Here is an 18612-nt window from a genome sequence, read left to right on the forward strand (position 1 = left end):
CCTGACGTATGTTCGAAGGCCTGTCCGATCGCCTGTCCGGTATCCTGTCGGGGCTGACGCGCCGCGGCGCCCTCACGGAGGCGGACGTCACCGCGGCCCTGCGCGAAGTGCGGCGGGCCCTGCTGGAAGCCGACGTGGCGCTCGAAGTCGTGCGCGGCTTCACCGAGAAGGTCCGCGAGAAGGCCGTCGGCGCCGTCGTCGTCAAGTCCGTCACGCCCGGCCAGATGGTCGTGAAGATCGTCAACGACGAGTTGACCGCCATGCTCGGCTCCGAGGCCGCGCTCATCGATCTCAACGCGCCCGCCCCCGTCGCCATCCTGATGGTCGGCCTCCAGGGCTCGGGCAAGACCACGACGACGGCCAAGATCGCCCGCCGTCTCGCCTCGCGCGACAAGCGCCGGGTGCTGCTCGCCTCCCTCGACACCCGCCGCCCGGCCGCCATGGAGCAGCTGGCGATCCTGGCGAAACAGGTCGAGGTCGAGAGCCTGCCCATCGTCGCCGGCCAGTCGGCCGTGCAGATCGCCCGGCGCGCCATGGATGCCGCGCGGCTGGGCGGCTTCGACGTGGTGATGCTCGACACCGCCGGCCGCATCACCCTCGACGAGACCCTGATGCAGGAGGCGGCCGAGGTGAAGGCCGCTACCAACCCGCATGAAGTGCTCCTCGTCGCCGACGCGCTGACGGGTCAGGACGCCGTGGTCACGGCGCGGGCCTTCGACGAGCGCCTCGGCGTCACCGGCATCGTGCTGACCCGCATGGACGGCGATTCGCGCGGTGGTGCCGCCCTCTCCATGCGGGCCGTCACCGGCAAGCCGATCAAGCTCGTCGGCACCGGCGAGAAGGTCGACGCGCTCGAGGAATTCCATCCCTCGCGCGTCGCCAACCGTATCCTCGGCATGGGCGACATCGTCTCCCTGGTGGAGAAGGCCGCCGAGACCATCGACCACGAGCAGGCGCTCCGCACGGCGGAGAAGATGCGCAAGGGCAAGTTCGACCTCGACGACCTGTCGATGCAGCTTGCCCAGATGGAGAAGATGGGCGGCATCGGCGGCCTCATGGGCATGCTGCCGGGGATGGGGCAGATCAAGAAGCAGGTCGAGAACGCCAACCTCGACGAGAAGATGTTCGCCCGCCAGCGAGCCATCATCTCGTCGATGACCCCGCAGGAGCGCAAGAACCCCGACCTCCTCAAGAACTCCCGCAAGAAGCGCATCGCGGCGGGGTCGGGGACGAAGGTCGAGGAGCTGAACAAGCTCCTCAAGATGCACCGGACCATGGCCGACATGATGAAGGCGATGGGCTCGGGCAAGCGCGGCATCGGTCAGGCGCTCGGCTCAATGTTCGGGATGGGTGGCGGCGGAATGCCGGGTGGCATGCCGGGCCTGCCCCCGGGAATGCCCGAGCCCACGCCCGAGATGATCGCCGACATGCAGAAGCAATTCGGCGGCAAGCTGCCCCCGATGCCGCCCGGTCTCGCCGGCAAGATGCCGGGCAAGCTTCCCGGACTGCCCGGCCTCGGCGGCAAGGGTCTTCCGGGCCTCGGTGGCTTCATGCCGGGCAAGAAGAAATGACGGGCGACCTCGAAACCATGGCGGCTCAGGCGATCGACCCCGAGCTCCTGCGCCTGCGCGAGAGCATCGACAACTTCGATGCCGCCCTCATCTATCTGCTCGCCGAGCGCTTCCGCTGCACCCAGCGGGTCGGCGAACTGAAGGCCCGCAAGGGCCTGCCTGCCTCCGATCCCGGGCGGGAAGCGCGGCAGATCGCCCGCCTGCGCAATCTCGCGATCGACGCCAAGCTCGATCCCGATTTCGCCGAAACCTTCCTGACCTTCGTGGTCAAGGAAGTCATCCGGCACCACCAGACGATTGCGGCGAACCACAACGCAATCGAAGACAGAAAGTAGAACCCATGTCCCTCAAGATCCGTCTCACCCGTGGCGGCGCCAAGAAGCGCCCGTACTACCGCATCGTCGTCGCCGACGCCCGCGCGCCTCGCGACGGCCGTTTCATCGAGAAGGTCGGCGTGTACGATCCCATGAAGGCCAAGGACGATCCGGCCCGCATCGTGCTCGAGGCCGACAAGATCCAGGCCTGGCTCGCCAAGGGCGCCCAGCCCACCGACCGCGTCCTGCGTTTCCTCGATGCCGCCGGCCTCGCCAAGCGCCCCGCTCGCAACAACCCGCAGAAGGCCGAGCCCGGCGAGAAGGCCAAGGAACGCGCCGCCAAGCGCGCCGAGAAGGCCGCCGCCCCGGCCGAAGACGCCGCGGCCTGAGGCGCGTCGCGATGGCCCGCCGTCCCCCCGGTCACACGCCCCACGGGGACGGCGGACGCCGCGCGCGTCCCGGACGCATCGGCGAAACCAGTTCGACGTCGGCCCACCGGCCGAAGCCCGATGCCGATGCCGATGCCCCCCTGCCGGCCACGGATCCGAGCCTCGTCCAGATGGGCGAGTTCGGACGGGCGCACGGGCTCAACGGCGAGATCCGCCTGAAATCCTACACCGGCGTTCCCCAGGCCATCGCGTCCTACGGACCGCTGCTGGGCGCCGATGGTCGCCGCATCGAACTGACCGACGTGCGTCAGGCCGGCGGTGCATCGCCCGATCTCCTCGTCGTGCGGGTGAAGGGGGTCTCCGACCGCACGGGCGCGGAGGCGCTCAACCGGCTGGCCCTGTACCTGCCCCGCGAACGCCTCGGCACCACGCAGGACGACGACGAATTCTTCACGGCCGATCTCGTCGGCCTCGATGTCGTCGACACCGCCGGCACCCGTCTCGGGACCGTCGCGGACGTTCCGAATTACGGCGGCGGCGATCTCCTGGAGATCAAGCCGGCCCTTGGCGGCGCCACCGCCCTCCTGCCCTTCACCAAGGCATTCGTGCCCGAACTCGACATCGCCGGCGGCCGGGTCGTGATCGATCCGCCCGACGACCTGTTCGCCCCTGCCGGCCCGCGCCCGCCCGAGGAACCGGTCTAGGAGACGAAGCGGTCGGTTCGGTCTCGCTCCCCCCGGCACGTTCGATGCACCGCCCGTCAGTGGCGGCTCGCCCGAGCGACGATCCATTCCCCCGAACAAGGCAGCGGATGTCCGCAGGAGCAAGTCGGCACGTCGTCATCATCGGCTCCGGCGCCGTCGGGACGGTGAGCGCTCTCGAGTGCCTGCGGCAGGGGCATCGCGTCACCGTGGTGGATCCGGCTCCACCGGGCGGTGAGCACGCCACCAGCTACGGCAATGCCGGCTGGCTCTCCTCGCATTCCGTCATTCCGCCGGCCGAGCCCGGAATGTGGCGGAAGGTGCCGGGGTTCCTCCTCGACTCGCTCGGTCCGCTCTCGATCCGCTGGAGCTACCTGCCGAAGGTCATGCCCTGGCTGATCCGATTCCTCCTCGCCGCCCGGACGCCGGTGCTGATCGAGCGGACGGCCCGGGCCATGCGGACCTTGCTCAGCGACGCACCGAAGCTCCACGCCGGCCTTGCCGCAGAGGCCGGCGTATCGGACCTGATCGAACGCCGGGGCGTCCTGCACGTCTATCCCGACCGGGCGGCCTTCGAGGGCGACGCCCGGTCCTGGGCGATCCGCCGTACGGTCGGCGTCGAATGGCTCGAACTCTCGGCCGATGAAGTCCGTCAGCGCGAACCCCATCTCCATCCGCGCTACACCTTCGGCCTCGTGGTCGAGGAAGCGGGGCATTGCCGCGATCCCGGCGGCTACGTCGCGGCGCTGGCCGACCTCGCCCGCGCACGGGGCGCCGCCTACAGGACGACCCGGGCGACGGGTTTTCGCGTCGAGGCGGGACGCCTGACGGCGGTGACGACGGAAGACGGCGAGATCGCCTGCGATCGCGCCGTGGTGGCGGCCGGCGCCCGCTCGAAGGCCCTGACCGCTTCGCTCGGCGATCCGCTCCCCCTGGAGAGCGAGCGCGGCTACCATGTCATGATCCCCGACGCGGAGGTCGGCCCCCGCACCCCCATGATGGCCTCCGACGCCAAGATGATCGTCAACCACATGAACGGGGGTCTGCGGGCCGCCGGGCAGGTCGAGTTCGCGGGGCTGGCGGCCGTGCCGAACTGGAAGCGCGCGGAGATCCTGCGCGATCACCTCGTCTCGATGTTCCCGGGGCTGGCCGGAACGGTGTCGGCCGAGACGCCCCGCGTGTGGCTCGGGCATCGCCCAAGCATGCCGGACGGTCGCCCCTGCATCGGCACGGCGCGCAAGACCACCGACGTGATCTACGCCTTCGGCCACGGCCATGTCGGCCTCGTCGGCTCGGCCCGTACTGGACGTCTCGTCGCCCAGCTCGTCAGCGGCACGCCGCCCGAAATTCCCCTGGCCCCGTTCGATCCGCGCCGCTTCCTCTGAAAGAAACGGGTCTCCGAGCCCGGGCGCCGCGTGAGCGAAGGCGAATTCCGCAAATCCACACGGAGACAGTCGGCGCTCCGCCAACCGGTCGCTTGCGGTCGCCTAGCTCCGCCCCTCGACCATGACCGCCTTCGCGCGTTCAATGGGGGCCGGGCTCATGGCCAGAGGGCCGTCGAAGGGGCGCTCGTGAAGGGCCACGACGCCCAGGGTCGTCACCATGGCGATGGCGAACAGCATGAGCGTCGTCACCTGCGCCACGGGACGCTCGAGATGCACGAGACCGATGGCGACGAGGGTGAGCCCCGCCAGCACCATGAGAGTCAACCATTTCGATTGATCGCCCTGCGCATCGCTGAGCGCCAGCCGCTCGCCCCGGGCCGTGCGCAGACTCATCACCGCGTCGAGCAGGAGGGCGTGGGCGGCCTGGCCCGAGACGACATGCTTCGGGTCGGCCGCCACCGCCATCAACTGCGCCAGGGCAGCGCCCGCGACGGGCGAGGACAGCCCGTCCGTCATCTTGGGCCACTCGTCGGTCACGAGGGCGTCAGTGTAGGCCAGGAGCGCGGCGCGGATCTCGCTCATGTCCGACACCGTGGCGACACTGAGATCATGGACAGCGAGGAGATTCGAGCGCTCGTTCTGCACCACCCGCGCCGCCTGCCGCTGGCGCTCCCACGCGTCGTTGGCGACGAACCCCGTCAGCAGGGCCAGCAGCACCGAGATTGCGGTGAAGTAGGTCGGCACTACGCCGGTGCCGAGGCGCAGCATGCCGGGCCGCGTCCAGGGTAGGTTGGTCAGGAGGACGAGGAGGGCGACCGCCCCGGCGAAGACGCCACCGAGGCTGGTGAAGATCAGCGAGACCGGACAGTCGAGCCAGACACCGAGGATCACGCCGCAACTCCTATCGCGCCAGTGAGCGTAAGCTTAGGAGCGCCCCGCTACCGAAGGGTGAAACGACGGCGGCAAAGGCGGCGTAATCGGCCTCAGCGGCCCTTCGGAGCGGCCCGCGTCACCGTATCGGGGCAGGACCGGACCGTCGCCGGCTCGGGCCGGGCCGCGACGGCGGGGGCCTCGAACACGGCGAGGTAGCCGGATCCGCCGTGCAGCACCGTGACGCCGATCTCGTGGTAACCCATGACCGCGAGTTCGCAGCGCAGGAGAGGCAGGGGCGTGCCGTGGCGCGAGGGAATCGTATCGGCATCGACGATGCCGACTCGGCCGCCGGGCTTCATCATGGCCGCGAGGTTGTGGAGTAGGCCGAACGGCTGGGCGATCTCGTGATACATGTGGACGAGAACCGCGGCATCGAGGGACGCCGCCGGCAGCCGGGGGTCGTGCGGCTCGCCGCGCACCACCGTGACCTGGGCGAGCTTCGCCTTGCGCACCCGGCGCTCCAGGCCGGCGAGATAGAGCGGCGTCACGTCCTCGGCGAAGACGTGGCCCTCCGGGCCGACCCGCTCGGCCAGACGCACAGTGTAATAGCCGCTGCCCGCGCCGATATCAGCCACGGTCTGACCGGGCCGGATGTCCATCAGACGAATCACCTGACCGACTTCGTCGATGGCATCCCGTTCGGCTTCGGAGGCCCAGAGGGGCGCGATGATCTCCGCCACCGGCCGGTCGGGATCCGGGAATGCGGAAGCGGGGGCACCCGGCGGCCCGGGAGGCTCCTGCGCCAAGGCCGGCGAGGCGATGAGGACGGCGGCGAGGCTGAGAAACCGGATCATGACATGACCTATATCGCCACCGCGTAAACGCGCCCTTCCATCCGCGTTGACCGATCGGCCCGGCCCGCGCCATGGAACGGCATGACCCAGTACAGCTCGCCGTGGCGCGCCACCCTCCTCACCCTCTATCCCGAGATGTTCCCCGGCCCCCTCGGCCTCTCCCTCTCGGGCGATGCCCTGGTGCGGGGTACCTGGTCCCTCGAAACCCGTTCGATCCGCGAACACGGCCTCGGTCGCCACCGCGCCGTCGACGACACACCGGCCGGGGGCGGCGCCGGCATGGTCCTGCGCTGCGACGTGTTGGCGGCGGCCATCGACGCCGCGGCAGCGCCCGACGATCCGCGCCCGCGCCTCCTCATGAGCCCGCGTGGCCGGCCGCTCAGCCAGAGACGGGTGCGCGCCTTGAGCGAGGGCCCCGGCCTTGTCATCGTCTGCGGCCGGTTCGAGGGCGTGGACGAGCGCGTCATCGCCGGACGCGGCCTGGAGGAGGTCTCCGTCGGCGACTACGTGCTGTCGGGGGGCGAGATCGCGGCCCTGACCCTCCTCGACGCCTGCGTGCGGTTGCTTCCCGGCGTCATGGGCAAGGAAGCGTCCGGACAGGACGAGAGCTTCGAGGGCGGGCGCCTCGAATATCCGCATTACACCCGGCCCCGCGAATGGGAGGGGCAGACCATTCCGGACGTTCTCACGGGCGGCAACCACGGGGCCATCGCGCACTGGCGGGCGGCGGAATCCCTGCGGCTCACCCGCGAGCGCCGGCCGGACCTGCTCGCGGATTCCGACCTCCGCTCCCCGAGCCCCGATGGGATTGCCCGTCGCGACACGCGGGACTGATCCCCGAAGGCCGTTTCAAACGGCGTTCAGCCGAAATCATCCACCCTTCACAAAAAGAAACTTGCCTCGACCACGGCCGAGGTTCATCCCTGTAGGTGGGACACTCCTCCCCAACGAGGAGCTTTCATCTGGAAGGATGACCATCATGAGCCGACCCAACACGCGCCCCCGCGTGCCGAATTTCTCGTCCGGACCCTGCACCAAGCGCCCCGGCTGGAGTCTCCAGGCCCTCGAAGGCGCCGCCCTCGGGCGCTCGCACCGTTCGACCCTTGGCAAAGCCAAGCTGAAGCAGGCCATCGACCTCACCCGTGAGGTGCTGCAGGTCCCGGCGGATTACCGCATCGGCATTGTCCCCGCCTCCGACACCGGCGCCGTCGAGATGGCCATGTGGTCGATGCTCGGGCCGAAGACCGTCGAGGTCGTGGCCTGGGAAGCGTTCGGCCTCGAATGGGTCACGGACGCCCTCAAGGAACTCAAGATCGCTCCGAAGGTGCATGTCGGCGATTACGGCATCCTGCCGGACCTCTCGGCCGTCGACACCCAGCACAACGACGTGATCTTCACCTGGAACGGCACCGCCGCCGGCGTGCGCGTGCCGAATGGTGACTGGATCGCGGCCGACCGCGAGGGCGTCACCATCTGCGACGCGACCTCGGCCGCCTTCGCCATGCCGCTCGCCTGGGATAAGCTCGATGTCGTGACCTTCTCCTGGCAGAAGGTCATGGGCGGCGAGGCCGCGCACGGCATGATCGTGCTTTCGCCCCGCGCCGTAGCGCGCATCGAGGGCAATGTCCCGGCCTGGCCCGTGCCGAAGGTGTTCCGCATGGCCAAGGACGGCAAGCTCATCGAGGGCATCTTCAAGGGCGACACCATCAACACGCCCTCCATGCTGGCGGTGGAAGATTACCTCGACACCCTGACTTGGGCCAAGAACATCGGCGGCCTCGACGCGCTCCATGCCCGCGCCGACGCCAACGCCAGGGTGGTGCACGACTGGGTGGCGCGCACGCCCTGGATCGGCCACCTCGCCGTGGATGCCGGCACCTACTCCAACACCGGCGTGTGCCTCGTAATCACCGATCCCGACGTGCTGGCAAAGGGCGACAAGGCCGTCGAGGCCGTGGCCAAGGGCATCGCCGACGCCCTCGATCGCGAGGGGATCGCCTACGACATCGGCGCCTATCGCGACGCCCCTGCGGGCCTGCGCATCTGGTGCGGCGGCACGGTGGAGACGTCCGACCTCGAAGCCCTGATGCCGTGGCTCGACTGGGCGTATGCCGCCGAGAAGGCGAAGCTCGCGCAGGCTGCGTAGCGTCACCCCCCTTCCCCGTGCGGGAGGGGGGGCCGGACCGACACATACAGAGTCATAACTCGAAACCGCGAAACGGTTGCGTTGGGCGCGACAGGCTCCCTCTCCTTGTAGGAGAGGCGCCCCGCGCTGCCCTCGCCCTGCGTGAAAACGGTCGCCTGCGAAAGCGAGAGGGAGGACGCGTTGCGCCTCCCCCCAAAACCCCTTTTCCTTAGAACCCGGAGGCCATCATGGCTGCTCCCAAGGTGCTTATTTCCGACGCCCTCTCCGACGCAGCCGTGCAGATCTTTCGCGATCGCGGCATCGACGTCGATTTCATCCCCGATCTCGGCAAGGACAAGGCGGCCTTCGCGGCCATCGTCGGCCATTACGACGGCCTCGCGATCCGGTCGGCCTCCAAGGTCACGAGCAAGGTCATCGCCGAGGCGGGCCGCCTCAGGGTGATCGGCCGGGCCGGCATCGGCGTCGACAACGTCGACGTCCCGGCCGCCACGGCGCGGGGCATCATCGTGATGAACACGCCGTTCGGCAATTCCATCACCACGGCCGAGCACGCCATCGCGCTGATGTTCGCCCTCGCCCGGCAGCTGCCCCAGGCCGACGCTTCGACGCAGGCCGGCAAGTGGGAGAAGAACCGCTTCATGGGCGTCGAGCTGACGGCCAAGACGCTTGGCGTCATCGGTTGCGGCAACATCGGCGCCATCGTGGCCGACCGGGCCATCGGCCTGAAGATCAAGGTCGTGGCCTACGACCCCTATCTGTCGCCGGAGCGCGCCGTGGAACTCGGCGTCGAGAAAGTGGAGCTCGACGCGCTCCTGGCGCGGGCCGACATCATCACCCTCCACGTGCCGATGACCGACAAGACCCGCAACATCCTCTCGGCCGAGGCCTTGGCCAAGACCAAGCGGGGCGTGCGCATCATCAATTGCGCGCGCGGCGGCCTCGTCGACGAAGTCGCCCTGCGCGCCGCCCTCGATTCGGGCCACGTCGCAGGTGCGGCGCTGGACGTGTTCGTCACCGAGCCGGCCACGGAGAACCCGCTGTTCGGGCATCCGAACGTGATCTGCACGCCGCATCTCGGCGCCTCCACCAACGAGGCGCAGGAGAACGTCGCCCTGCAGGTGGCCGAGCAGATGTCCGACTATCTCCTCCAGGGGGCGATCACCAACGCCATCAACTTCCCCTCGATCTCGGCCGACGAGGCGCCGCGCCTGAAACCCTTCGTGGCGCTCGCCGAGAAACTCGGCTCGTTCCTCGGACAGCTCACGGAGGCGCCGATCAAGGGCATCCGCATCACCTACGAGGGCGCGGTGGCCGCGATGAACACCCGTGCGCTCACCTCGGCGGCGATCACCGGCGTCCTGCGGCCGTTCCTGCAGGACATCAACATGGTCTCGGCTCCCGCACTCGCGCGCGAGCGCGGCATCGTGGTGGACGAGATCAAGCGCGAGGGCGCCGTCACGGACTTCGAATCGGTCATCCGCATCACGGTCATCGCCGAGGACATGCCGCGCGACGCCGCCGGCACGGTGTTCCACGACGGCAAGCCCCGCGTGATCGAGATCCGCTCCATCGCCATCGACGCGGCCTTCGCGCCCCAGATGCTCTACGTGCGCAACCACGACAAGCCGGGTTTCATCGGCCGCCTCGGCAGCATCCTGGGCGATGCGGGCGTCAACGTCGCGACATTCAACCTCGGCCGCGAGGAGGAAGGCGGCAGCGCCATCTGCCTCTGCGCCGTGGACGCCCCGGTCTCGGACGCGGTGCTGAAGCAGATCGACGCGATCCCGCAGGTGCGCCGAGTCCGGGCGGTGAGTTTTTGAAGGCACTTGGGAAAATGGCGGCGCTCGGTGATCCCGGGCGTCGCCGCATCCGATCACAGAACATCTCACGCGGTTCGGCTGGCCTCCGAGGCTCCTTCTGACGTAAGGCTCGGCATCCCCCGGCCCTCACCGCTCGGACGCGCTTCATGAAGATCGACGGCCAGCCCTACCGCACCATCTTTCCCGATGCCGACGGCGTCTCCGTGCAGGTCATCGACCAGACCCGCCTGCCCTTCGCGTTCGAGCTGAAGCGCTTGCGCTCCATGCACGACGCCGCCGTCGCCATCCGCACCATGGTGGTGCGCGGCGCACCCCTTATCGGGGTCGCGGCGGCCTACGGCCTGGCCCTCGGCCTCGCCAAGGACGCGTCGGATGCGGGCATCGAGCGGGCGGTGGAGTTCCTCGCTGAGACCCGCCCCACGGCGATCAACCTACGCTGGGCCCTCGACCGGGTGGCGGCCAAGCTCCGCACGGTGCCGATTCCGGAGCGCGCCGCCTTCGCCTTCGCCGAGGCCGGCCGCATCGCCGAGGAGGATGTGGAGAGCTGCCACGCCATCGGCGTGCACGGCGCCAGGATCCTGTCCAACCTCCACGCCAGGACCGGCCGCACCGTGAACGTGCTGACCCATTGCAACGCCGGCTGGCTCGCCACCGTCGATTGGGGCACGGCGCTGGCGCCCATCTATGTCGCCCACGATGCCGGCGTGCCGGTCCACGTCTTCGTGGACGAGACCAGGCCGCGCAACCAGGGCGCGGCGCTGACTGCCTTCGAACTCAACGCCCACGGCGTGCCGCACACGGTGATCGCCGACAATGCCGGCGGCCATCTCATGCAGCACGGCCGCATCGACGTCTGCATCGTCGGCTCGGACCGCACCACGGCCTCGGGCGACGTCTGCAACAAGATCGGCACCTACCTGAAGGCGCTGGCGGCCTCCGACAACCGGGTGCCGTTCTACGCCGCCCTCCCCTTCTCGACCATCGACTGGACCCTCGACGACGGCGTCGCTCAGATCCCCATCGAGGAGCGCGACGGCCGCGAGGTCTCGCACCTCACGGGTCGCCTGCCCGACGGCGCCTTCGCCACCATCGAGGTCGTGTCCCCGGGAAGCCCCGTCGCCAATCCGGCGTTCGACGTGACCCCGGCCCGGCTGGTCACGGGGATCATCACCGAGCGCGGCGTCGCGACGGCGAGCGCGGACGGACTGCTCTCGCTGTATCCGGAGCGGCGGGCGGCGGCCTGACCGGGAGAGCGCCCTCGCCTCAGGCGCTCGGCTCCCACTGCCAAAACACCGACCCCGTGAACTCGAACACCTTGGTGCCGTGCTGGTTCACCGCCGTGTTGTGGTGGGTGGCGAGGCCCCATCCGGGACGGGAGGCGGACTGGCGCTTGTCGGTGAGTGTGCAGCCATAGCGCAGGGTGTCGCCGGCATAGACGGGGGCGAGCCAGCGCATGTCGCGGAACCCCGGCGAGGGCCCGAGCTGCGGCACCGGGCCTGATTGCGCGGTGAGGGCCATGTCGCGGGCGCGGGTGATGTGCAGGCGCTTCATCCAGGCGGCGGCCGTGTGCCAGCCCGAGGCGCAGAGTGCGCCGAAATGTGTCTGTCGCGCCGCTTGCCGATCGAGGTGGAAGGCCTGCGGATCATAGGTCTTGGCGAAGGCCACGATGGCCTCGGGCGTGAACAGGTGGCGTCCGAGATCGCGGATGGCGCCGATGGGCGCATCCGCGAGGAAATCGAGGCGCTCGGCGTCGGTACCCTCCACGGGGGCCTCCGGCTCCACGGGGTTGACGACGCGCGGCGGCAGCGGCGTGGCCCCCCTGCGAGCGAACATCACGGTGAACGCCTGGGTCATCACCGTCTCGTCGCGGCCGTTGCGCAGGGTGAGGTCGAAGCGCACAAAGCCGCGATCCGGCTTCGTGTTCGAGGCCCGGCAGCTGTCGACGGTGACAACGATGCGGAGCGCATCGCCCGGCAGGACCGGGCGCAGCCAGCGCAGCTGCAGGATGCCGGGCGAGCCCATGGAGGTCGCGCCGCGAAAGACGTGTTTCTGCAGGAGCCGCATGCCGAAGCCGGCGCTCTGCCAGCCCGAACCGATGAGCTGGCCCACGAAGGTCGCCTCCGCCGCCGCCTCGTCGAGGTGGAACGGCTGCGGATCGAACTCCCTCGCGAACGCCACGAGTTCGTCGCGCGTCACGATGATCGGCCCGCCCTCGATGACGGCGCCGGGGATGAAGTCCTCGAAGACGATGCCGGTCATGGCGGCGCTCAGTTGGCGAAGCGGAAATGCAGCACGTCGCCGTCCTGAACCACGTACTCCTTGCCCTCCAGACGGAACTTGCCGGCTTCCTTGGCGCCGCTCTCGCCCTTCAGGGTGACGTAGTCGTTGAACGCGATGGTCTCGGCGCGGATGAAGCCCTTCTCGAAGTCCGTATGGATCACTCCGGCGGCGGCGGGGGCGCGGGTGCCCTTCTCGATGGTCCAGGCGCGGGCCTCCTTCGGACCGACGGTGAAGTAGGTGATGAGACCAAGCAGTCCGTAGCCGGCGCGGATCACGCGGTTGAGGCCGGGCTCGACGAGGCCCACGGCCTCGAGGAAGTCGCCCTGGTCGGCCGGCGGCATCACGGCGATCTCGCTCTCGATCTTGGCCGATACCACGACGGCACTCGCGCCCTCGGCCTTGGCCCGCGCCATCACCGCCTCGGAATAGGCGTTGCCCTTGTCGGCATCACCCTCGTCGACGTTGCAGACGTAGAGGACGGGTTTCGCGGTCATCAGGCCCAGCGTCTGGAACAGCGCCTCCTCTTCAGGCTTGCGCTGCACGAGGCGGGCTGGCTTGCCCTCGCGCAGGAGCGGCAGGGCACGGTTCACGAGGTCGAGGGCCTCCTTGGCTTCCTTGTCGGCGCCCTTGGCCTTCTTCTCCAGGGCGAAAAGGCGCTTTTCCAGGCTGTCGAGGTCGGCGAGCATGAGCTCGGTCTCGATGGTCTCGATGTCGGCCGCCGGATCGACCTTGCCCTCCACGTGAGTCACGTCGCCGTCGGTGAAACACCGCACCACATGCGCGATGGCGTCGACCTCGCGGATGTTGGCGAGGAACTGGTTGCCGAGCCCCTCCCCCTTCGAGGCGCCACGCACGAGGCCGGCGATGTCCACGAAGGTGAGCCGCGTCGGGATGATCTCCTTCGAGGTCGCGATGCGGGCGAGATCATCGAGGCGCGGATCGGGCACCGCCACCTCGCCGACATTCGGCTCGATGGTGCAGAATGGATAGTTCGCCGCCTGCGCGGCCGCCGTCTGCGTCAGCGCGTTGAAGAGGGTCGACTTACCGACGTTCGGCAGGCCGACGATGCCGCATTTGAAGCCCATGGGATCGGTGTCCTAATGTTCGGTCATGACGGCCTCGGGGCCGACGGTGAAAGGGTTGAGGATGGTCGTCCCGCGGACCGTCCTGCCGTGTTGGTAATCCTCCGACAGGAGGTAGCGGCACCCGGCTCGGATCGCGGCGGCGAGGATCACGCAGTCCCACCATTGAAAAGCGGTCTCCTGCCGGATCCTCCACGCCTGCGCGATGAGTTCGAGATCGGTGGCGCCATGTGAGAAGAGCTGAAGCGCAGCGATCATGCGCCGCAACTCTCCCTCGTCCACAACGACCTTTCCGCGTAGGGCCGCGTTGTGAAACTCGCCGAGAATCTGGGGGCTGACGATCAGAGCTTCGCGTTCCGCAAGCGTCGCGAGCCAATGCGCAGCCGTTCTCTGCTTCTCGGGGTACCGATCGTCGCGGGCATAAAGAAGGACGTTCGTATCAACGAAAACCAGATCATTCGTCATCGTAAAGCTGCGTCGTCGTCGGGGCCTTGCCGTTCTCGTCCAGCACATGGAGCGGGGGCCCGCCCAGGAAGATATCGAGCGCCTCGCGCTGCGTGAGCGATCGGCCGACCCGCTGCTCTACCGCCTCGGCGACGAATTTCGACAGGCTCTTTCCATCCCGCGCGGCCGCAACCCGTGCACGCTGCAGCAGCGCCTCGCTCATGGTCACGGTCACGTTCTTCATCGCCGCCTCCGGATCGCCTCCGATATCGTGTCCTCGTGTTTTCGTGTCAATTCTTGCCCGAGCCGGCCCGTTCGCCGACGCCCTTCACGTCGTCCCAGCCGCGGCCCGCCATGGCGAGGTGGACCTTGTTCTGAAAGCTCGCGTCCTCGCCCGCTGCCAGGAGGGCGATGTGGTCGGCCACGGCGCGGTCGAGGTCGTTGACCCAGGGTTCTTCGCTCTTTCCAAAGTCGTTGAGCACGTAGGCATGGACGAGGGCCTTGTCGCCCGGATGACCGATGCCGAGGCGGACCCGACGATAGTCGTTGCCGCACTGCGCCGTGATCGAGCGCAGACCGTTGTGGCCGGCATTGCCGCCCCCGAGCTTCACGCGGAGCTTGGCCGGGGCGAGATCGAGTTCGTCGTGCAGCACGATCACGTCCGCGAGGGCGATCTTATAAAAACGCTGCGCCTCCGAGACGGAACGGCCGGACTCGTTCATGAAAGTCTGGGGTTTCAGCAGGATGGCACGCTCGGCGCCGAGCGCCACCTCGGCGATCTCACCCTGGAACTTCTTGCGCCACGGGCTGGCACGGTGGACGCGCGCGATCTCGTCCACGGCGAGGAAGCCGATGTTGTGGCGGTTGCGAGCGTAGCGGGCGCCAGGATTACCGAGGCCGACGATCAGGCGCATGGCGCGTTCATATCCTGTCGAGAGATGAGCCTGAAAACAGGAATGCCCTGGCCGAGGGGCCAGGGCATCCGTGGGATCATGAAACCGGGGAAGACCCCAGGTCTCAGTCCTCCTTCTTCTCGTCTTCGGCGGCCTCGGCCTCCTCGGCAGCCGCTTCCTCGGCGGCTTCGGCCGACTGGGCCTCAGCGATGGCGGCCTCCTCGGCCTCCACCTCGGCACCGAGCACCGTCGGCGGCACGATGTTGGCGACGGTGGCGTCCGGCTCACCCGTGAAGGTGGCACCCGCGGGCAGCTTCACGTCGTTGATGTGGATGGCGTCGCCGATCTGGCGGCCAGTGAGGTCCACCTCGATAGCCTCGGGAATCGCGTCGGGGGCGACTTCGAGAGCCAGAGTGTGGAGCACGACGTTGAGGGTGCCGCCCTTCTGCTTGATGCCGGGGGCCGCCTCGTCGTTCACGAAATGCACCGGCACCTCGACGGTGATCGACTGGCCGGCGACGACGCGCAGGAAGTCGACATGCAGCGGCACGCCGTTCACCGGATCGAGCTGGAAGTCGCGCGGGATCGCGCGGGTCTTCTTGCCGCCGGCGTTGATCTCGAACAGCGTGGTCTTGAAACCGCCGGCGTAGATCAGAGTGCGGGTGCGGATGAGATCGATGGCGATGGCCTGCGGGGCCTGGCCGCCGCCGTAGATGACGGCGGGAACTTGGCCCTGGCGACGAACGGCCCGGGCGGCCCCCTTGCCGACCCGGTCGCGTGCCACGGCCTCAAGCGTCTTGACTGCGCTCATGGCGTGATCCTTCAAATGTTGAGACAAGTCGGGAAACGAGGAAAGCCGCCCGAAACGGACGGCCACACCGAACCCCGATGCGCGCCCGTGCCTCCAAGGGTGTCTGGCGGGCGCGATTTGCCTATAGCCGCAAGCGACACCGGCAGCAAGCCGGCGCGGGATCGTAAGATCAGGGCGACGGTCGCCGCGGTCCGGCGAGACGCCGAGTGCAATCCTACTTGCCACCCACCGCCATAGAACGACGGGATTCTGCTTGGCCGCTGACCTCCCCAAAATATTTCGTTGAGTCGCCGAGCTGGACCGAGGGCTGGCAGTTCGGGGTGCAGGAATACGATTCACGGTCCAGGCCCCGCTGCACCGTGATGACGGCGGCCTCGGGAGCCTGAACTCGAATGGTCGACTCCGCCAGCATGTTGCCACCCCGATCCAGGGCGATGAGGTTTGTCGAGCCGAAGCTCTTGCCCGTGAGGACCACGACGCCGTTCTTCTGCAGGGAAACGTCGGCGATGATCGGATTGCCGACGATCACCATCTGGGTCTTCTCGGGCAGGCGTATCACCTTCGCGTTGTCCACGGTGACTGCCACGATAACGGGGACTTCGGCCATGCCCGGACGAGGCGTGACGATCGCACCGATGAGGCATGCGGCAAGGAGCATGGCCAGCAGTCGGGCGGCGTCGCGCCGGGAAGTCGGGGGCCGGTCGTCCATGGGCGGATCACTCGTGTCTCTGGACGGGCCCCGTCGGAAACGAGACGACCGCCGATCGCACGCAACTCAACACGATATTGGTAAACGGTCGCCTAAACGTATTGGCAAGCTCCATCGAGGCCAGAGCGAGACATTCTGAAGACGGAATTCGGACGCGACGGCGCACCACCCGAGTACCACCAGGGATCACCATCACGCTACTTTTACCATAGCGCAGGCTGCATCAAATGAGGCCGTGTTTCGGCAGTCCGTTTAACTGAATTGCAAGGCGGCAAGAGCAAATTGGCGTTGTCGCCGGACGACATGTGACGAGCTCTGACGGCACTCGATTTTTTCCTGGTCGAACCTAAAGGATTCTGGATTATGACGAACATTTTCAAGCGCTTTGCCTCCGACGAGTCCGGCGCCACCGCCATCGAGTACGGCCTGATCGCGTCGCTCATCGCCGTCGCCATCATCGCTGCGCTGAACACCCTCTCCACCAAGATCACTGGCACCTTCACGAAGGTCGGCAACAACCTCACGCAGTAATTAAAACGTTTCGGCGCCCGCCGGCGCCGGTGATCGGATCGGCTGACCAAGGTCAGCCCAATGAAGGCGCGCAGTCAAGATCGCGCCTTCTTTCATTTTGCCAACCTCGATCTCAACTTGGAAGACTCACCATGGGCGCTGCAAGCGTTCTCATCGTCTTTCCGTTCCTGATGGTTTACGCCGCCGTCAACGATCTCCTCACGATGCTGATCCCGAATCGGATCACCGTTGCCCTCGTCGCGGGCTTCGCCGGATTCGCCGTCGCGTTCGGCCTGGGGTGGCACGACGTCGCTCTGCATGCCGGGGCCGGGCTCCTCGTGTTGGCCGTGACCTTCACCCTCTTCGCCCTCGGGCATATCGGCGGAGGAGACGCCAAGCTCGCCGCCGGCACGGCCCTCTGGCTCGGCTTCGACAACCTCCTCGACTATCTGACCCTGGCGGCGATCGCTGGTGGTTTTCTCACCATGGCGATTCTGGCCCTGCGCTCACAGCCGCTGCCGGTCTTCGTCGGGCCGTCCCTGTCGCGGATGCCGTTCCTACTGCATCTGCACGATAAGGGGACGGGTGTGCCCTACGGGATCGCCCTCGCCTTTGCGGCGGTCATGATCCTCCCCGAGACGGCGATCTGGTCGCGCGCACTCGGACTCTGACCGTCACGGTCTCATCCACGATCTTCTTGCGCGTCGCCCAGTTGCACAGTCCGTAGGCCCGGCGCGGCGTCACGGGCCGCCGGAATCGGGGCGATCTGGTCTCGCATGCATGCGAAACTTGAAATCCGCACCGGTTCGAGAGGGCCACATCGTCCCCGAGCGCGCGACTGGAACGAAGCGATGCCGCCTCTCGAGGGCTCTGCGGCGAGGCAAGGCCGCGCTTTGAATAGGTTCCGTCGACACCGAGGGGCGGCGGATCCCGATAGAAAGCATTAACCCTAACTTGAGGATTCCGGGGGCAACCTAATCCGGTTCGGCACTGAGCCGTCCGACAGGTCCACCCCGGTGATGAAACCCGCACGCCTCGCCGTCCTTGCCATCGCCCTCGTTACCGGTGGCCTCGCCGCCTTTTTGATGAGCGGTGAAGACAAGCCTCCAGAGCCCGTGATGACGGCTGCGTCCCCGCCGCCGGTCCTCCCGACCACCGATGTCCTCGTGGCGGCGGCGGAGCTACCTCTGGGCCAGAGCATCCAGGCGGCGGACCTGCGCTGGCAGCCCTGGCCCGACCAGGCCATCGCATCCGGATACATCACGCGCACCGCCCAGCCCAAGGGGCTGGAGGACATCACCGGCTCCATCGTTCGCTCCGGCTTCCTCCTCGGCGAACCGATCCGGCCGCAGAAACTCGCGCGGTCCGATGGTGGGTTCATGGCCGCGATCCTGCCCGCCGGTATGCGCGCCGTCGCCATCGTCACCGATTCACGCGGTTCGAGCTCCGCCGGCGGATTCATTCTGCCCAACGATCACGTCGACCTCATCCGAACCTCCCGCGACGAGGAGGCCACGCAGGCGGGCGGGACCGAAACCCAGGTCTCCGAGACGGTTCTCACGGATATCCGCGTGCTCGCCGTGGGCCAGATCATCCAAGAGCGCAACGGCAGCAACGTCGTCACCGGCGAGACGGCGACCCTCGCCCTCACGCCGGCTCAAGCAGAGATCGTCACCCACGCCCAGAAGGTGGGTCAGATCTCTCTCTCCCTGCGCAGCCTCGCCGATATGGGCCGCACCGCGGACGCGGCGCCGGAGGCGCGCGCGGATTCAGGCATGACGATCGTCCGCTTCGGCGTGTCCAAACAACAATCGCGGCACTGAAGGCCTC

General features: G+C 68.0%; 21 protein-coding genes. 12 read left to right on the forward strand and 9 right to left on the reverse strand.

The window, feature by feature from the left end:
* Window positions 1-8 precede the first annotated feature (8 nt).
* The 5 genes from ffh to MFF01_RS03355 all read left to right on the forward strand — a co-directional run bounded on the left by ffh (window position 9) and on the right by MFF01_RS03355 (window position 4360).
* Window positions 9-1571, forward strand: coding sequence for a signal recognition particle protein (ffh, locus tag MFF01_RS03335; protein ID WP_238221961.1), 1563 nt, complete (start codon window positions 9-11; stop codon window positions 1569-1571).
* Window positions 1568-1906 (forward strand): chorismate mutase, encoded by a 339-nt coding sequence (locus MFF01_RS03340; RefSeq protein ID WP_238221963.1) that lies wholly within the window; start codon window positions 1568-1570, stop codon window positions 1904-1906. Before ffh ends, MFF01_RS03340 begins: the two co-directional genes overlap by 4 nt.
* A 5-nt stretch (window positions 1907-1911) precedes the next feature.
* On the forward strand, window positions 1912-2274 hold the full coding sequence (rpsP, locus tag MFF01_RS03345) for a 30S ribosomal protein S16 (protein ID WP_238221964.1): 363 nt from the start codon (window positions 1912-1914) through the stop codon (window positions 2272-2274).
* Window positions 2275-2285: 11 nt separating this feature from the next.
* The gene (gene rimM / locus MFF01_RS03350; RefSeq protein WP_238221966.1) at window positions 2286-2978 is read left to right on the forward strand and encodes a ribosome maturation factor RimM; all 693 of its coding nucleotides are present in this window, start codon (window positions 2286-2288) and stop codon (window positions 2976-2978) included.
* Window positions 2979-3085: 107 nt separating this feature from the next.
* Window positions 3086-4360 carry an NAD(P)/FAD-dependent oxidoreductase gene (locus tag MFF01_RS03355; protein WP_238221968.1) on the forward strand — a complete coding sequence of 425 codons (1275 nt, stop codon included), beginning with the start codon at window positions 3086-3088 and terminating at the stop codon, window positions 4358-4360.
* A 102-nt stretch (window positions 4361-4462) separates the two neighbouring features.
* Here the strand turns inward: MFF01_RS03355 and MFF01_RS03360 are convergent, their stop codons facing one another.
* Both MFF01_RS03360 and MFF01_RS03365 read right to left on the reverse strand, forming a co-directional pair.
* Window positions 4463-5251 carry a bestrophin-like domain gene (locus tag MFF01_RS03360; protein ID WP_238221971.1) on the reverse strand — a complete coding sequence of 263 codons (789 nt, stop codon included), beginning with the start codon at window positions 5249-5251 and terminating at the stop codon, window positions 4463-4465.
* 92 nt (window positions 5252-5343) lie between these two features.
* Window positions 5344-6087: a methyltransferase domain-containing protein gene (locus tag MFF01_RS03365; RefSeq protein WP_238221973.1), complete on the reverse strand. Its 744-nt coding sequence runs from the start codon at window positions 6085-6087 to the stop codon at window positions 5344-5346.
* Window positions 6088-6168: 81 nt separating this feature from the next.
* Between MFF01_RS03365 and trmD the strand changes: the two genes are divergently transcribed.
* From trmD to mtnA, 4 genes are all read left to right on the forward strand, one after another.
* Window positions 6169-6921 (forward strand): tRNA (guanosine(37)-N1)-methyltransferase TrmD, encoded by a 753-nt coding sequence (gene trmD / locus MFF01_RS03370; protein WP_238221975.1) that lies wholly within the window; start codon window positions 6169-6171, stop codon window positions 6919-6921.
* A gap of 145 nt (window positions 6922-7066) precedes the next feature.
* The gene (locus tag MFF01_RS03375; protein ID WP_238221976.1) at window positions 7067-8233 is read left to right on the forward strand and encodes a phosphoserine transaminase; all 1167 of its coding nucleotides are present in this window, start codon (window positions 7067-7069) and stop codon (window positions 8231-8233) included.
* A 227-nt stretch (window positions 8234-8460) separates the two neighbouring features.
* Window positions 8461-10053, forward strand: coding sequence for a phosphoglycerate dehydrogenase (gene serA, locus MFF01_RS03380; protein ID WP_238221978.1), 1593 nt, complete (start codon window positions 8461-8463; stop codon window positions 10051-10053).
* Between the two features lie 146 nt (window positions 10054-10199).
* Window positions 10200-11297, forward strand: a complete 1098-nt coding sequence (mtnA, locus tag MFF01_RS03385) for an S-methyl-5-thioribose-1-phosphate isomerase (protein WP_238221988.1) — start codon at window positions 10200-10202, stop codon at window positions 11295-11297.
* Window positions 11298-11316: 19 nt separating this feature from the next.
* On the opposite strand, the gene MFF01_RS03390 is transcribed toward mtnA, so the two are convergent.
* From MFF01_RS03390 to MFF01_RS03420, 7 genes are all read right to left on the reverse strand, one after another.
* Window positions 11317-12312 carry a MaoC family dehydratase gene (locus MFF01_RS03390; RefSeq protein ID WP_238221997.1) on the reverse strand — a complete coding sequence of 332 codons (996 nt, stop codon included), beginning with the start codon at window positions 12310-12312 and terminating at the stop codon, window positions 11317-11319.
* 8 nt (window positions 12313-12320) lie between these two features.
* On the reverse strand, window positions 12321-13418 hold the full coding sequence (gene ychF, locus MFF01_RS03395) for a redox-regulated ATPase YchF (protein WP_238222006.1): 1098 nt from the start codon (window positions 13416-13418) through the stop codon (window positions 12321-12323).
* 12 nt (window positions 13419-13430) lie between these two features.
* Window positions 13431-13880, reverse strand: coding sequence for a PIN domain-containing protein (locus MFF01_RS03400; RefSeq protein WP_238222008.1), 450 nt, complete (start codon window positions 13878-13880; stop codon window positions 13431-13433).
* Window positions 13870-14103 carry a hypothetical protein gene (locus MFF01_RS03405; RefSeq protein ID WP_238222009.1) on the reverse strand — a complete coding sequence of 78 codons (234 nt, stop codon included), beginning with the start codon at window positions 14101-14103 and terminating at the stop codon, window positions 13870-13872. The genes MFF01_RS03400 and MFF01_RS03405 overlap by 11 nt, the downstream gene beginning before the upstream one ends.
* A gap of 46 nt (window positions 14104-14149) precedes the next feature.
* Window positions 14150-14773 (reverse strand): aminoacyl-tRNA hydrolase, encoded by a 624-nt coding sequence (gene pth / locus MFF01_RS03410; RefSeq protein ID WP_238222019.1) that lies wholly within the window; start codon window positions 14771-14773, stop codon window positions 14150-14152.
* Between the two features lie 103 nt (window positions 14774-14876).
* Window positions 14877-15563, reverse strand: coding sequence for a 50S ribosomal protein L25/general stress protein Ctc (locus MFF01_RS03415; RefSeq protein ID WP_238222021.1), 687 nt, complete (start codon window positions 15561-15563; stop codon window positions 14877-14879).
* Window positions 15564-15777: 214 nt separating this feature from the next.
* Window positions 15778-16221 carry a pilus assembly protein N-terminal domain-containing protein gene (locus tag MFF01_RS03420; RefSeq protein ID WP_373319618.1) on the reverse strand — a complete coding sequence of 148 codons (444 nt, stop codon included), beginning with the start codon at window positions 16219-16221 and terminating at the stop codon, window positions 15778-15780.
* A gap of 414 nt (window positions 16222-16635) precedes the next feature.
* Here MFF01_RS03420 and MFF01_RS03425 point away from each other — a divergent pair, with 414 nt between their 5' ends.
* From MFF01_RS03425 to cpaB, 3 genes are all read left to right on the forward strand, one after another.
* A complete protein-coding gene (locus MFF01_RS03425; RefSeq protein ID WP_238222025.1) occupies window positions 16636-16803 on the forward strand; it encodes a Flp family type IVb pilin in 168 nt (55 codons plus the stop codon).
* A gap of 131 nt (window positions 16804-16934) precedes the next feature.
* On the forward strand, window positions 16935-17453 hold the full coding sequence (locus MFF01_RS03430) for an A24 family peptidase (protein WP_238222027.1): 519 nt from the start codon (window positions 16935-16937) through the stop codon (window positions 17451-17453).
* A 348-nt stretch (window positions 17454-17801) separates the two neighbouring features.
* Complete coding sequence (gene cpaB, locus MFF01_RS03435) at window positions 17802-18605, forward strand: Flp pilus assembly protein CpaB (RefSeq protein ID WP_238222029.1); 804 nt, start codon at window positions 17802-17804, stop codon at window positions 18603-18605.
* The last annotated feature ends 7 nt before the right edge of the window (window positions 18606-18612 follow it).

The organism is Methylobacterium adhaesivum (assembly GCF_022179065.1).
Taxonomy (GTDB): domain Bacteria; phylum Pseudomonadota; class Alphaproteobacteria; order Rhizobiales; family Beijerinckiaceae; genus Methylobacterium; species Methylobacterium adhaesivum.